The organism is Mesorhizobium sp. LCM 4576, assembly GCF_001854815.1.
GTDB classification, from domain to species: Bacteria; Pseudomonadota; Alphaproteobacteria; order Rhizobiales; family Rhizobiaceae; genus Mesorhizobium; species Mesorhizobium plurifarium.
The window spans coordinates 369,508-384,015 of sequence record NZ_MDDT01000089.1 but is presented as its reverse complement, the minus strand read 5'-3'; the positions used below and the strand labels follow the sequence as shown (position 1 = coordinate 384,015).

The following is a 14,508-nucleotide window of genomic DNA, read 5'->3' as shown; positions in this document are numbered from 1 at the left end:
GCCCGTGGATGACGACCTGACGGGCGTTTCGGCTAATCTCCGGGGTCATGCGATCGATCAAGCAGCCATCAACTTCCTTACTTTCCTCATATCCTGCAAAAACCGCTCCCGCTCGGCTTCCTTATCCTCCTGCTCGCGGATGCGCAGAATGAAGGACGGGTGGATGGTGAGGAACACCCGCAACCCATCCTCGCGCTCGACCACGTCGCCGCGCATCTTGGTGATCGGCACCGCCTTGCCGAGCAGCGACTGCGCCGCCGTCGCGCCGAGCGCCACGACGAGGTTCGGCTTGACGAGATCAAGTTCCTTGTCCAGCCACCAGCGGCAGGCCTGAATCTCGCCGGCATTGGGCTTGGAGTGGATACGCCTTTTACCACGCGGCTCGAATTTGAAATGTTTGACCGCATTGGTCACATAGACCTTGCGGCGGTCGATCGCGGCATCGTCCAGGATGCTGTCGAATATTCTGCCCGCTGGCCCGACAAAGGGCTTGCCGGCCAGGTCCTCCTGGTCGCCGGGCTGCTCGCCGACGAAGATCACATCGGCATTCTCCGGCCCCTCGCCGAAGACAGTCTGGGTCGCATCGCGCCACAACGGACAGCGGCGGCATCCTTTCGCCTCCTCGCGCAGCTCCGGAATATCGTCGGCCTCTGGCGCCACAACATCGGACGGCTCGGGCGTCGGCCAGTGCTTGGCCTTCACCTTGGCATGGTGCGGTGCTGGGGTGGTTGGCATCCGGGCGATCATGTCTGATGCGGCTCTGTCCGCTCCTGCTATCAGATCTGGAATGAGCGAGGCCTCGGGAAGGTTCCGCCAATATTTCTTCGGCAYCTCCCTCTGCATCGCCTTCACCTTGAGGCGGGCCGGGTTGAAGATGTTTTCGAAATAGGTCCGCCACAGCGCCTCGGCATCGTCTTCCGCCGGCGCGTCGCGCTTGGCCGCACCTGGGCCGATCGCCAGACGCTCGCCGTCCCAGTCGGCTGAGGCATGCGGGGTCAGGATCGTCCAGCGCATGCCGGTGAATCGGCGCACGAAGAAATCGGCATTGCGCTCGACGATGAAATGATCGGGCTCGAACCACGCGACATAGCGCTCGTCCGGGCCTTCGCCGATTTTTCGGAAGCGCACGAAGGCGCGCATCTTGTGGATGTCGCGATGTACCGCCTTCTCCATCGCCTCCAGCCGCCGGATATCGGGATCGGTGGCGATCGAAAGCAGCTTCGGCTCCGAACGCAACCGCCAGAGCAGCCGGTAGAGAAAGCTGAAGCGCTCCGGATCGGAATGGCAGATCACAGTCTCGGCGCGCTCGATGAAGTCGCGCGGCACGACCAGYCGCGCATCGGCTTGCGCAGGCGGCAAATCGCTGGCGCAACTTTCGCGATCCGGTTCGACCTGCCACGCAACATCTTCCGGCGGAATATCGTTCGTCGCCAGCCGGCGCGCCGCATCCCGCCAGCCGGCGAAATCGGTCTGGCTTTCGAGCCGGACGAGATGAGCGGCGAGGTTGAGCTGAGTTCTTGTCATGGTCAGAACAATGAAAGCTGCTCGCAGGAGCGGGTGATCTCCTGGCGCAAACCGGCCTTGTCGGTCAACGCTCCCGGCGACCAGCCTTCCGCGATGATGAAAGGCCGCACCTTGGCGACCGAATGACAGAGCCGGCCGACATCCTCGAGCCGCAGCCGGCGGTGGCGGCGTGTCTCGATGATCCGGTCGATGACCTTGGTGCCGAGGCCGGGAACGCGCAGCAGCGCTTCTCGCTCGGCGCGGTTGACGTCGACCGGAAAGCGGCCCCGGTTGCGCAGCGCCCACGCAAGCTTGGGGTCGATGRCAAGGTCGAGCATGCCGTCATTGCTGCCGGCGAGGATCTCCGGTTGCGAGAAGCCGTAGAAGCGCATCAGCCAGTCGGCCTGATAGAGCCGGTGCTCGCGTATCAGCGGCGGTTTCTGCAATGGCAGGGACGACGACGAATCCGGGATCGGGCTGAAGGCGGAGTAATAGACGCGTCTGAGGCGATAGCTGCCGTAAAGCCGGGCGCTGGCACGCAGGATGCCGTCATCGGACGTCTTGTCGGCGCCGACGATCATCTGCGTCGACTGGCCGCCCGGCGCGAAGCGCTCGCGCCTGCGGCTCTGCAAAGTGGGCTCGGCCTTCTCCTCGATCTTGCGGCGCAGTTTGGCCATCGAAAGCCGGATCGTTTCCGGCTTCTTCTCCGGCGCCAGCTTCTTCACACCCTCGTCGGTCGGCAGCTCGACATTGATCGACAAACGGTCGGCATAAAGCCCTGCCTTCTCGATCAGCTCGGCCGACGCCTCAGGAATTGTCTTCAGGTGGATATAACCGCCGAACTTCTCCTCGATCCTCAGCCTGCGCGCTACCTCGACCATCTCGCCCATGGTCTCGTCGGGCGAGCGGATGACGCCTGACGACAGGAACAGGCCCTCGATGTAGTTGCGCCGGTAGAAATCCATGGTGAGCTTCACCACCTCCTCGACGCTGAAGCGGGCGCGCCGCACATTCGAGGACGAGCGGTTGATGCAATAGCTGCAGTCATAGATGCAGAAATTGGTGAGCAGGATTTTGAGCAGCGAGATGCAGCGCCCGTCCGGCGCGTAGGAATGGCAGATGCCGGAACCCTCGGTCGAGCCGATGCCGCCCGATCTCAGCGAGTCTCGTTTTGCCGAGCCGGACGACGCGCAAGAAGCGTCGTATTTGGCGGCGTCCGACAGGATCGCCAGTTTCTCGCGGATGGAAAGCACAGCCATTTGTTCATGATATGTTCCAAAGGTGCAATTGGCTATAACTTTTGATTGCCGCTGGCAAAACGTGATCGCCGCGCCTGTCGTGCCAGCCTTAGACCTCGTGCAGGTAGAGGTGATAGTCCAATTCGCTGACGGTCCGGGCAACCCGTAGATATTCAGCCTGCTTGATCGCCACGAAGGTGCGGTGCAGGTCGGGGCCGAGCGCCGACTTCAGAAAATCGGAGGCACGGGCCGCTTCGATCGCGGCGCRCCAGTCGGCAGGCATCGCCGATTTCTCCGTCGCCTGCTCGTAGCCGTTGCCGGTCGTCTCGGGACCGGGATCCAGACCTTCATCCAGGCCTTTGACGATGCCGGCCAGCACTGTTGCAGCGATCAGATACGGGTTGGCGTCGACGCCGGAGGGCCGGTGTTCGATGCGGCGGTTCCTGGTATCGCCCGCCGGCACGCGCAACGCCACCGACCGGTTGTTGACGCCCCATGTCGGCGCCACCGGCGCGTAGGATTGCGAGACGAAGCGCCGCCATGAATTGGCGTGCGGCGCAAACACCAGCATCGATTCCGCCATGGTGTGGATCAAGCCGCCCAGCGCGTTGAGCAGCTTGGGCGACCATTTCTCGCCGGTTGCCTCGGTGAAAACGTTGCGGCCGGAATCGTCCTGCAGCGAGACGTGGAAATGCATGCCGGAGCCGGCATAGGCCTCGATGGGCTTGGCCATGAAGCAGGCGGTGACGCCGTGCCGGCGCGCTTGCGCTCGCACCAGCCGCTTCAGCATCACGAGGTCGTCCGCCGCGCGCATCACGTCCTTGCGGTAGTTGAGCGTCAGCTCGTACTGGCCGGGCGCGTATTCGGAAATGACCGTTTCGGCCGGGATGCCTTGCGCCTTCGCTGCGGCGTAGATGTCGGAAAACAGCGGCTCCATGCCGTGCAGGTGGTCGACCGAATAGACCTCGGTCTTGGCCGAGCGGCGGCCGTCGAGCACCGCGCGGGCAGGCTGCACCTTGCCGTCCGCGTCGCGCTCGTTGGACAGCAGGAAGAACTCCAGCTCGAAGGCACCGGCCGGATGCAGGCCGCGCGCGGCGAGCAATTCCACCTGCCTTGCCAGCACCAGCCGCGGGTCGGAGGTCATGGGCTGGCCGTCGAGATGGTACATCGACATCAGCATCTGGCCACGTGGCGGGCTGGTGCCGAAGAGCGGCGCCAGCGTGCCCGGGATCGGCCATGCCCTGAGGTCGCCGTCGCCGGTGTCCCACACCAGGYCGGTCTCGTGCACGTCCTCGCCGGTGATGTCGAGGCCGAGGATCGAGATCGGCAGATGCCGGCCGCTCTCGAAAATGCCCATCAGCTCGTGCCGGCGCACGATCTTGCCGCGGCCGATACCGTTGGCGTCGGTGAGCACGATGTCGAAAGCCTCGATGTCGGGATGGGCGTCGAGAAAGRCTTTTGCCTCGGCCGGTGTCGAGCCGGAAGGCGAGGTGGTTACGGCGTTCGGATTGTCCATAACTGCTTGTCTCACGCCGCAAGTTTGCCCGCAACCGCGGCGAAGGCGGCGATCAGCCGCCTCACTTGTGCGGACGTTGTGACCGGCGATATCAGCATCATGTTGTGGAACGGCGCGATCAGCACGCCGCGATTGACCAGCGCGACATGGATGGCGGCTTCGAGTTCCGGCGCATGCGCCTTCTCCGCCTCGCCACCATTGTGCAACGGTCCCGGCGCGCAGATGAATTCGACGCGCGCGCCGACCCGCGCGACATGCCAGGGCAGCTTGTTTCGCTGGATGACGGCGGAGAGCCCCGCATCGAGCCGGCGCGCCAGCCGGTCCATATGCGCGTAGGCCTCCTCGGTCATCACCTCTTCCAGCGTCGCGCGCATCGCCGCGAATTGCAGCGGATTGGCCGACAATGTTGTGCCCATGCCGGAATAGCCGGGCTCCTTGGTCCGGTTGTAGGCGCCGTAGCGCGTGGCGACCTCCTCGCTCATGCCCCAGATGCTCGCCGGCACGCCGCCGGCCACCGGCTTGCCGAGCACGAAGAAATCCGGCTCCAGCCCGTGCTTCTTCGTAAAGCCGCCGGAGCCGGTGGAGATGGTATGCGTCTCGTCGATCAGAAGCAGCGTGCCGGCCGCGCGGGTCAGCTGCCGCAGCGCGTCGTGGAAGCCGGGTTCCGGCAGCACCATGCAGGAATTGGTCAGCACCGGCTCGGTGATGACGCAGGCGACGTCGCGGTCCGCAAGCGCTGCCTCCAAGGCTGGGATGTCGTTGAATTCGACGATCTTGGTAGCCCGCGTGAGATCGCGGAACTCGCCCGCGAGCCCAGGCCGGTTCACCGGCTTGCCGTCGATCAGCCGCACCATCGTCTCGTCGACCGAGCCGTGATAGCAGCCGTTGAAGACCAGGATCTTCTCGCGTCCCGTCACCGCGCGGGCGACGCGCAGTGCGAAGCGGTTGGCGTCCGTGGCGGTGGTGGCGATCTGCCAATAGGGCAGGCCGAAGCGCTGCTGCAGGAGGGTGCCGATCGCCAGCGCRTCCTCGCTGGGCAGCATGTAGGTCAGGCCGCGCGCGGCCTGCCGGCGGATGGCGCGCGCGACCGCAGGCGGCGAATGGCCGAGCATCGAGCCGGTGTCGCCCAGGCAGAAATCGTCGAGCCTGTTGCCGTCTATGTCGGTGATGGTGGCGCCCTTGGCGCCGTCGACCAGGATCGGGAACGGCGTTGGCCAGTCGGTCATCCAGTGCATCGGCACGCCGCCGAGGAAACCGGCAATGCCGTTGCCGAGCTTCGCCTCGGATTTCGGCCGCGCCTTGCGGAAGGCGGCCGCCTCTGCCTCGCGCAACGCTGCGATGCGGGCGATGTCGATGCCGCCGATAGAAGTCCCGTCGGTTGAATGCATGAGCCCCCCCTGAGGCAGTAGGCAGTAGGCAGTAGGTGCCGTCACCTAAGCCCTACTGCCCAATCCCTACTGCCTATGCTGTAATATCGATGACGCCGCAATCGCCGGCGGTGCTTCCGAACACGATGCGGCGCTCTTCCTTGTCCCACGTCATCGACGTGATGGCGCCCTTGCCGGGGCGGCGTAGCAGCACTTCCTTGGCATCGGCGAAGCGCGCCGCGATCACCATGCCGTCCTCATATCCGATGGCCGTGACGTCCTGGCTCGGATGGCAGGCGACGCAGGTCACCATCGTGTTGCCGCGCGTGCCGAGCTCCAGCGGCGCCTTGCCCATCGGYCCGTCCTTGGCTTGGAACGGCCAGACGATCGCCGCCGGCGCGCCGGAGCTTGCCAGCCATTTACCCTTCACGCTCCAGGACAGGCTTTTCACCTTGCCGGGATAGCCCGACATGCGCATRTGCTTGCCGTCGGCGAGCTTCCAGCCATGCAGCGCATTCTCCTGCATGGTGGTGACGAGGAAGGCGCCGTCCGGCGAAAAGGTGATCCCGGTATGGGCGCCAGCCCATTCGAGCTCCACCGGCTTGCCCTCGGCGGCCGGGAAATGCAGCGTCGCGCCATTGTAGCGGGCGACGCCGAAACGCATGCCCTTGGGCGAGAAGGCCAGCCCCTCCACAGAACGCGGATGGGCAAATTCCTTGATCCTGCCGTCGGCGAAACGCACGAACGCGGTCTTGCCGGAGGCATAGGCGATCGCGCCCTGCGGTCCGGCAGTGACGCTGGTGACCCATTTCTTGCCGACGCTGGCGAGTTCGCTCACCTCGCCGCCGGCCTTGACAGCAAACACCTTGCCGTCCTCGCCACCCGTGATCAGCCGGTCGTTGGCCGCGTCATGGAAGGCGGAAAGCAGGCCGTCATTGGCCTGTATCGTTTTCTGCCCGTTGTCCAACCGGTGGATCGCGCCGTCGGCCAAGGCGAAATGCGGCACGTCGTTGAGGAAGACGGCGGCGACGCAATGGCCTTCGAGATCAAGCGGGGCGACTGTGGGCATGGCTTCCTGCGTGAGCGAGATTTGGATTTATCTGGCGRCTTACTCGACGTTTCCCGCATCGGCAACCATAGGAACCGGCAGCGGTCCCTCAAAGACAGGGTGGGAAGGCATCAAAGCAGCCCCTTTGCCCGCAACTCCGTCGCAAAAGTCGCAAGCGGCATCACCAGTGTCAAAGGTTGGCCTTGAAGAGGCTCGGCACCGTAGCTGGTGTACCATCCTGCTGCCCGCTCACTCTTGGCGTCAATAATGAGCAGGACRCCGCCGCCCTCGCCAGCGAGGCGCAAGCAGCGGAGCGCGGCGGCGGCAAGCAACTGACCGCCAAGCCCTTGCCCTGCAACGCGGCGATCCGTCGCGAGACGGGCAAGCTTGAAACCGGAAACTTCGTGCCGCGCCAAACCCCTCGTCATGGCCGCGGGCACGGTTTCGTGAGCGAATGCAGACGGCGCGATTGTATAAAAGCCGAGAATCCGCTCGGTATTCGCGTCGTCGATTGCACAGAAGGTCTTGGCGGCATTTTGTTCGTGGCTCTGTCGCGCGAACCGCCGCAAAAAGTCATTCATCTGTGCGTCGCCGCAGTCGAACGAGGCCCGATCGTGCTGTTTCGCAATCGGCTGCTCGTGCCAGGACGGCAGTGTCACAGTGTTTCCGGTAAGGCCGCGATCGCCGCTCGCAGTTTTGCATTGGGTCTCGGCGGATTCTCCAGCAGGTCGAGTATGYGTGTGAAATTACGGTCGGATACTTTTGTGACCTCCGCGRCTTCGATCACAGCCTGCGCCTCGGGAACGACCTTGTTGAGGATGAAGTCGGCAACGTCCTGATGCGAGAGTGCAGCCGCGCGCGCGATCATCGCCTTCTGCGCGGGCGCAATGCGAATTTGATAGCGCTCAGTCTTCTGGTCGGAGGGCCGCGACATAGGGTGTCTCCCAGGCTTCATGTACACATGGTATGTGTACATGAAGCCGCAATCAATCCTATGGGATAAACAATTTGGCGTTTAGGCCGCCTGGCAGGCCTCAAAACTCTTTCTGAGCCGCTCGGCGTCGAGATCGCGGCCGATGAAAACCAGCCGGCTTTCATGCTTTTCGCCGTCCTTCCAAGCACGCTGGTGGTCGCCCTCGAGGATCATGTGCACGCCCTGCAATACATAGCGGTCCTCGTCGCCCTTGAGCGCGATGATGCCCTTCAGCCGCAGGATGTTCGGCCCTTCCATCTGGGTGACCTTTTCGATCCAGGGGAAGAACTTCTTCGGATCCATCTCGCCGCCCCGCAGCGACACCGACTTCACCGTCACGTCATGGATGTCGGACGCATGGTGGTGATGATGATCGTGACCGTCGTGATGATGGTGGTCGTGATCGCAATCCGGGCCGCATTCATGGTCGTGATCGTGGTCGTGCGCCTCGAGGAAATGCGGGTCGTTCTCCAGCGCCCGCGACAGGTCGAAGGCGCCGCGGTCGAGCACTTCGTCGAGCGCCACGCCGGACCGCTGCGTGCGATGGATCTTTGCCGCCGGATTGATGGCGCGGATGGTCGCTTCGACCTTTTCGAGCTCTTCCGGCGTGACGAGGTCGGTCTTGTTCAGCACCACCACGTCGGCGAAGGCGATCTGGTCCTCGGCTTCCTTGGAATCCTTGAGGCGCAGCGGCAGGTGCTTGGCGTCGACCAGCGCCACCACAGCGTCGAGCTTGGTCTTGGTGCGCACGTCATCGTCCATGAAGAAGGTCTGCGYCACCGGCACCGGATCGGCGAGGCCCGTGGTCTCRACGACGATAGCGTCGAAGCGGCCGGGCCGGCGCATCAGGCCCTCGACGACGCGGATCAGGTCGCCGCGCACCGTGCAGCACACGCAGCCATTGTTCATCTCGTAGATTTCCTCGTCGGATTCCACGATCAGGTCGTTATCGATACCGATCTCGCCGAACTCGTTGAYGATGACGGCGTAACGCTTGCCGTGGTTTTCCGACAGGATGCGGTTGAGCAGCGTCGTCTTGCCCGCGCCGAGATAGCCGGTGAGAACGGTTACGGGGATTTGCGTCTGTGCATCGCTCATGGTTTGCCTCGAAGATCTTGGCCTCGAAAATCTGGGATTGTCGGCCTCATATAGGATGGGTGCCACGCTTTTGCACGCGCCAAACCGATAGGCCAGGCGGAGCTCCTGACCGGCGGGCGCCGAGGGACGGATTGGCGGCGGCCGGGGCAGGCAGAACGGAGGGGCCACGAGAGTGGCCAGAGGTCATTGCCGGCCTCCGTTGTGAATCTCGTCGGTTCAAAAGTCGTTTGTCATCTAACTGAAATAAACATCTGGCATCACCTGCGCGGGCACCGCAATGCTTGCCGGCAAAGCGTTCCGCAAGCCGGTTCTTAGAGATCGTCATTTGCCAACCGTCGGGCGGCCTCTATGCTGGCCGCGCCGGTTCGGCCGAAGAGGGAACGACCATGGCCAAGGCGGACAAGACAGCGACCATGAGCCGGCTGCATTCGGCGGCGAGATTGGCGCGCACGGCGCTCGCCGCGCGGCTTCTGGCGCATGGTTTTTATGCCGGCCAGGACCAGATCATGCTGGCGCTCGACCGCGAGGACGGCCAGACTCCCGGCAATCTCGCCGGCCGGCTTGGCGTGCGGCCGCCGACCATCACCAAGACCATCAACCGGCTGCAGGCGCAGGGTTTCCTCGAAAAGCGCGCCTCCAACGCCGATGCCCGCCAGGCCCATATATTCCTCACCGAGTCCGGCCGCGAAACCATCCGCGCCATCGAGAAGTCGGTCAAGAAGACCGAGAAGCAGGCGCTGAGGGGCCTCGACAAGAAGGACCAGAAGGCGCTGTTCAAGTTGCTCGCCCGCATCGAGGCGAACCTGTCGAACGAAGATCTGGTCCTGTTGGACGACGACGCGGAGCTGGATGAAGCGTAAGCGCGATGCGAAGCATCGTCGCTTCACTCACCCACGTCGACATTGTTCCGAAAGCGTGACGCGCAGCGTCATCGCTCAACCGCGAGGCGTTGGTGACAGACGCGCGATGCGAAGCATCGTCGCGCAACCGTGGATCAATGCATCGGCGGCTTAGAGGAAGGGCGACGACGCTGCGCGTCGCGCCTAAGCGCCATCATCGGGCGTCTCGCGGTTAGCGACGATGCTGCGCATCGCGCCTACGCGTCGCGCACAAGCGTCGCCCAGCGCCCCGGCGTCATGCCGAACGCCTTCTTGAAATGCCGGTTGAAATGGCTCTGGTCGCTGAAGCCGGCGCCGGCGGCGATCTCCGCCAGCGACTCGCCCTCGGCGATCATGCGTCGCGCTCTTTGCAGCCGGCGCATCAACAGGAAGCGATGCGGGCTGGTCGAATAGGTGGCGCGAAAATGGCGCGACAGCGCGTAGCGGTCGAGGCCGGTGACGGCCTCCAGCTCATCGGAATGCACTGCACGCTCGGCATTCTCTTCCAGATAGTCGCGCGCAAGCGCCGCTGCGCGCCAGGCGGTCTTGCTCGCTGACTTTGCCGGCTTTCCCGCGTGGCGTCTCAGATGCTGCGCCAGTTGCGCGACGAAATCCGCCACGAACAGGTCGCAGAGCTCTTCGTTCAGCGGCGCCAGCGCCGAGAACARCGTGTCCCGTAGCGCCGGATCGTCGACAACGGCGCCATGGACGAAGGGCAGCGGCTCGCCGCCGAGGCAGTCGAGCAGCAGGGACGGCTCCAGGTAGAGGATCCTGTAGCGCAGCCCGTCTTCCGTGCCGGCGCCGCCATCGTGCAATTCGTCGGGGTGCAGCACGATCGCCTGGCCCGRCAGGCTGTGCTGCAGCGCGCCGCGATAATGGAAGCGCTGCACGCCGTTGAGTGTAACGCCGATCGCATAGGTGTCGTGCCGGTGCAGCTCGAAGGCGTTGCCRTGGAAGCGCGCCTCGATGCGTTCGAGGCCAAGYCCGCCCGGCGCCGAAACGATGCGATCGCCGTTGGCTGCATCCGCGCACGAACGTTCAAGACCTTCCGTCGCTTCCGCGCCTAGAGCCTGCGCCATCGCCCTGTTCCGCCCGTCATGGGCCATCTCGGAGTATCAATCTTGGTGTTCGATACGAAAATTGCAATTGTCCTGAGAGAGGATCTGCCGGTGTGGCAGAAGCTCAACGTCACCGYGTTCCTGACCAGCGGCATCGTCGCGCAGTTTCCCGAAATCATCGGCGAGCCCTATCGCGACCGCGCCGGCAACCTTTATAACCCGATGTCGATCCAGCCGGTCATCGTCCTGTCGGCCGATGCAGCGACGCTGGGCACGATCCATCGCCGGGCCTTGGAGCGCGGGGTGACGACGTCCGCCTATGTCGAGGAGATGTTTTCGACCGGGCACGACGTCGCCAACCGCGCCGTCTTCGCCGAATTCGCGCCGGACGACGCCAGGATTGTCGGCATCGCCTTGCGCGGCGACAAAAAACTCGTCGACAAGATCACCAAGGGCGCCCGCATGCATGGTTGATTTTGTACCGTCTTGAACGTTCGGGATTGGCTGCAACCTCGCGACCTCGTCATCCTCGGGTCTGCGCGCGTCGCTTCGCTCCTTGCTCCGRCCGTGGATGACGACCCGCGAGAACCGTTCGAACCAATCGCCGACGGCAATCCGCTCTAAGCCTGTCCGGCGCGCTTGTTGGGCCAGTCGCTTTTGGCTTGCTGGCCAGCGGCGATTGCCGMAGAAGGGTAATGTCTATCTTCCTTCGGCCCGACCTTGAGCATTCCCAAAAACRCCGACGACAGCGCAACGCCGCCCGCGGCGATGCTTCTGATGCTTTGCGTCTATGTCTGCTTCACCTTTCTGGACACCTCCAGCAAATATCTGGTGCTGGCCGGCGTCTCGGCGCTGATCGTCGCCTGGACCCGCTTCGCCGTCCATGTCCTGCTGGTCGGCCTCTTTCTGCGCGGCTGGCGCGAGCCGAGGCGTTTTCGCGCCAACAACCTGCCGGCGCATATATTGCGCGGCTGCATGCTTTTCGGCTCCACCATGTTCAACATCCTGGCGCTGAAGACACTGYAGCTCGCCGAAACCACCTCGATCTATTTCTTCGGCCCGATGGTGATCACCGCTCTTGCCGGCCCGCTGCTTGGCGAATGGGCCGGCTGGCGGCGATGGCTCGCGATCCTCACCGGCTTTGTCGGTGTTCTGATCATCACCCGGCCGGGCGTCGGCGTGTTCGGCATCGGCCATCTCTTCGCGCTGGGCTCGATGCTGTCGAACAGCTTCTACGTCATCATGACGCGGCGCATGTCGGCGACGGAAACCTCCGAGAGCCTGATATTGTTCTCGGCGCTGGCGCCGTCGGTGCTGCTGGCCCCGATGCTCGCCTTCTCGCCCGCGCTGCCGCACGGCGGCATCCAATGGTTCGTCGTCCTGATGCTGGGCGTCTTCGGCGCCGGCGGGCACTATCTGCTGGTCCGCGCCTATCGTCTGGCGACCACGACGCAACTGGCGCCGTTCCCCTATTCGCAAATGGTGTGGATGATCATCTCCGGCTGGGTGATCTTCCACCAGTTCCCCGACCGCTGGACGTTGCTCGGTGCGGCCATCATCGTTGCCAGCGGGCTCTACATCATTCACCGCGAGCACCGGCTTCGCGTCCGCAACTCCGCTTCGCTCGACACTGAGGCCGAGGCGCTGGCGAAAAAACTTTGATTTGCTCCCGATCGATGGCATAAGGCCGAATTTAAACAGTTTAAAGACCCTGGGGAGCGAAGGGCCTGGCACAGAAGATCAAGCTTTCGACAATCGCGGATGCGCTCGGCGTCTCCACGGCAACGGTATCGCTGGCGCTGCGCGACAGCCCGCTGGTGGCCGGCGCCACGCGCGAGCGCATCAAGGAACATGCCCGCGCCATCGGCTATATCTACAACCGCCGCGCCGCCTCGTTGCGCACCTCGCGGTCCGGTATTGTCGGCGTCGTCGTTCACGACATCATGAACCCGTTCTTCGCCGAGATCCTGCGCTCGATCGAAAGCGAGCTCGACCGCAGCCGCCAGACCTTCATCCTCTCCAACCATTACGACCAGTTGGAAAAGCAGCGCACCTTCATCGACACGCTGCTGCAGCTCGGCGCCGACGGCGTCATCATGTCKCCGGCCATCGGCACTCCGGCCGAGGACATCATCATGGCCGAGGAAAACGGCCTGCCGGCGGTGCTGATCGCGCGCACCRTGGCCGGCGCCGACGTGCCGGTGTTCCGCGGCGACGATGCTTATGGCACCGCATTGGCCACCAATCATCTGATCTCGCTCGGCCACAAGCGCATCGCCATGGTCGGCGGCACCGACCAGACCTCGACCGGCCGCGACCGCTACCAGGGCTATCTCAACGCGATGGAGGCGGCCGGCCTGGAGGTGAAGCCGTCCTGGCGCATTCCGGGGCCGCGCACMAAGCAGGCGGGGTTCGAGGCCGCGGGGCAGTTTCTGGCGCTGAAGGACAAGCCCACCGCCGCCTGCTGCTGGAACGACCTGGTCGCGATCGGGCTGATGAACGGCATCGCGCGCGCCGGCCTCGTGCCGGGCGTCGATATCTCCGTGACCGGCTATGACGATCTCGAGGAGGCGGCAATCGCGACGCCGGCGCTGACCACGGTCTGGAACGGTCAGCGCGAGGTCGGCCGCCGCGCCGCGAGCGCCTTGCTCGACAAGTTGAACGGGCAGGCGGTGCGGCCCTCGCAGGAACTGATCAAGCCGGAACTGCATCTGCGGCAGTCGACCGGGAAGCCGGTGGAGCGTGCATGACCAAGCCCGAAGGAGGATTGCCGGTCGCCATCCTGGTGYCCGCCGATTTCAACGATCATGCCGTCAGCCGCATCGACAAGGCGTTCAGGCCTGTGCGGATCGAACGCGCCGATCCGGCGCTGGTGACGGACGAGATGCGCGCGACGGTGCGCGGCATCGCGTCCTACGCAGGCATCAGCGCGGCGATGATCGACGCGCTGCCCAATCTCGAGATCATCGCCAGTTTCGGCGTCGGCTACGATTCCGTCGACGCCAATCACGCGGCCAAGCGCGGCGTCATGGTCACCAACACGCCCGACGTCCTGACCGAGGAGGTCGCCGACACCGCCATTGGCCTGCTGATCAACACCGTGCGCGAGCTCTACGCCGCCGAGAAATGGCTGCGCGACGGCGACTGGGCGGAGAAGGGCAATTATCGCCTGAGCCGGCTTACCTTGCGCGGCCGCAGCGTCGGCATTTTCGGCATGGGCCGCATCGGCCGGGCCGTCGCCCGCCGCATCGAAGCCTTCGGCCTGCCGATCGCCTACCACAACCGCCGCAGGGTCGAAGGCCTGGCTTACGGCTATCATGCCACTTTGAAAGGGCTTGCCGAAGCCGTCGACACGCTGATCTGCGTCGCTCCGGGCGGCGCTGCCACGGAGAGGGCGATCAATGCCGAAATCTTGTCGGCGCTGGGTCCGAACGGCGTTTTCATCAATATCGGCCGCGGCTCGACGGTCGACGAGGCGGCGCTCGCCGCCGCCCTCGAAAGCGGCGCCATCGCCGCCGCCGGGCTCGACGTCTTTGCCGAAGAGCCGAACGTGCCGCGGGCCCTGCTCGACGCCCCCAACACCTCGCTTCTGCCGCATGTCGGCTCGGCGTCGGTCCACACCCGCCGCGCCATGGCGGATCTCTGCGTCGACAATCTCGTCTCCTGGTTCGCCGAGCGCCGGCCGCTGACGCCCGTGCCGGAGACCATCAACATCAAGGCGCGCGGCTAGAGCGCCTTCAGGCAGGTATAAGGCGGTCTTCCCTCCATCGAACGTTGAACCGCTCCAGGCGCTTTCGCCACATTTGTTAATGCTTTAGCAGCCCCATTA

At 64.4% G+C, this 14,508-nt stretch carries 14 protein-coding genes; 5 read left to right on the top strand and 9 right to left on the bottom strand.

The window, feature by feature from the left end:
• Positions 1-57: 57 nt before the first annotated feature.
• The 8 genes from LCM4576_RS33485 to LCM4576_RS33450 form a co-directional block, all read right to left on the bottom strand.
• Positions 58-1,524: a UdgX family uracil-DNA binding protein gene (locus tag LCM4576_RS33485; protein ID WP_071036537.1), complete on the bottom strand. Its 1,467-nt coding sequence runs from the start codon at positions 1,522-1,524 to the stop codon at positions 58-60.
• 2 nt (positions 1,525-1,526) lie between these two features.
• Entirely contained in the window at positions 1,527-2,762 is a 1,236-nt protein-coding gene (locus tag LCM4576_RS33480) for a putative DNA modification/repair radical SAM protein (protein WP_071036536.1), read from the bottom strand.
• 88 nt (positions 2,763-2,850) lie between these two features.
• Complete coding sequence (locus LCM4576_RS33475; RefSeq protein ID WP_071036535.1) at positions 2,851-4,257, bottom strand: glutamine synthetase family protein; 1,407 nt, start codon at positions 4,255-4,257, stop codon at positions 2,851-2,853.
• A gap of 11 nt (positions 4,258-4,268) precedes the next feature.
• Positions 4,269-5,645: an aspartate aminotransferase family protein gene (locus tag LCM4576_RS33470; protein WP_071036534.1), complete on the bottom strand. Its 1,377-nt coding sequence runs from the start codon at positions 5,643-5,645 to the stop codon at positions 4,269-4,271.
• A gap of 73 nt (positions 5,646-5,718) precedes the next feature.
• A complete protein-coding gene (locus LCM4576_RS33465; RefSeq protein ID WP_071036533.1) occupies positions 5,719-6,693 on the bottom strand; it encodes a WD40 repeat domain-containing protein in 975 nt (324 codons plus the stop codon).
• 110 nt (positions 6,694-6,803) lie between these two features.
• Positions 6,804-7,331, bottom strand: coding sequence for a GNAT family N-acetyltransferase (locus LCM4576_RS33460; protein ID WP_071036532.1), 528 nt, complete (start codon positions 7,329-7,331; stop codon positions 6,804-6,806).
• Positions 7,328-7,606 (bottom strand): DUF1778 domain-containing protein, encoded by a 279-nt coding sequence (locus tag LCM4576_RS33455; RefSeq protein WP_071036531.1) that lies wholly within the window; start codon positions 7,604-7,606, stop codon positions 7,328-7,330. Before LCM4576_RS33455 ends, LCM4576_RS33460 begins: the two co-directional genes overlap by 4 nt.
• A gap of 81 nt (positions 7,607-7,687) precedes the next feature.
• Positions 7,688-8,743, bottom strand: coding sequence for a GTP-binding protein (locus tag LCM4576_RS33450; RefSeq protein ID WP_071036530.1), 1,056 nt, complete (start codon positions 8,741-8,743; stop codon positions 7,688-7,690).
• 386 nt (positions 8,744-9,129) lie between these two features.
• Between LCM4576_RS33450 and LCM4576_RS33445 the strand changes: the two genes are divergently transcribed.
• Positions 9,130-9,603, top strand: a complete 474-nt coding sequence (locus LCM4576_RS33445; RefSeq protein WP_071036813.1) for a MarR family winged helix-turn-helix transcriptional regulator — start codon at positions 9,130-9,132, stop codon at positions 9,601-9,603.
• 236 nt (positions 9,604-9,839) lie between these two features.
• Here the strand turns inward: LCM4576_RS33445 and LCM4576_RS33440 are convergent, their stop codons facing one another.
• Positions 9,840-10,700, bottom strand: coding sequence for an AraC family transcriptional regulator (locus LCM4576_RS33440; protein WP_071036529.1), 861 nt, complete (start codon positions 10,698-10,700; stop codon positions 9,840-9,842).
• Between the two features lie 45 nt (positions 10,701-10,745).
• On the opposite strand from LCM4576_RS33440, the gene LCM4576_RS33435 reads away from it, so the two are divergent.
• From LCM4576_RS33435 to LCM4576_RS33420, 4 genes are all read left to right on the top strand, one after another.
• Positions 10,746-11,153, top strand: coding sequence for a DUF2000 family protein (locus LCM4576_RS33435; RefSeq protein WP_071036806.1), 408 nt, complete (start codon positions 10,746-10,748; stop codon positions 11,151-11,153).
• A 303-nt stretch (positions 11,154-11,456) separates the two neighbouring features.
• Complete coding sequence (locus tag LCM4576_RS33430) at positions 11,457-12,341, top strand: DMT family transporter (RefSeq protein ID WP_071036804.1); 885 nt, start codon at positions 11,457-11,459, stop codon at positions 12,339-12,341.
• Positions 12,342-12,406: 65 nt separating this feature from the next.
• Positions 12,407-13,429, top strand: a complete 1,023-nt coding sequence (locus tag LCM4576_RS33425) for a LacI family DNA-binding transcriptional regulator (protein ID WP_071036528.1) — start codon at positions 12,407-12,409, stop codon at positions 13,427-13,429.
• Positions 13,426-14,409 (top strand): 2-hydroxyacid dehydrogenase, encoded by a 984-nt coding sequence (locus tag LCM4576_RS33420; RefSeq protein ID WP_071036527.1) that lies wholly within the window; start codon positions 13,426-13,428, stop codon positions 14,407-14,409. The genes LCM4576_RS33425 and LCM4576_RS33420 overlap by 4 nt, the downstream gene beginning before the upstream one ends.
• Positions 14,410-14,508: the final 99 nt, after the last annotated feature.

Coding starts and splice junctions, on each gene's coding strand:
- LCM4576_RS33445 (WP_071036813.1), top strand. CDS start 9,130: ATGGCCAAGGCGGACAAGACAGCGACCATGAGCCGGCTGCATTCGGCG.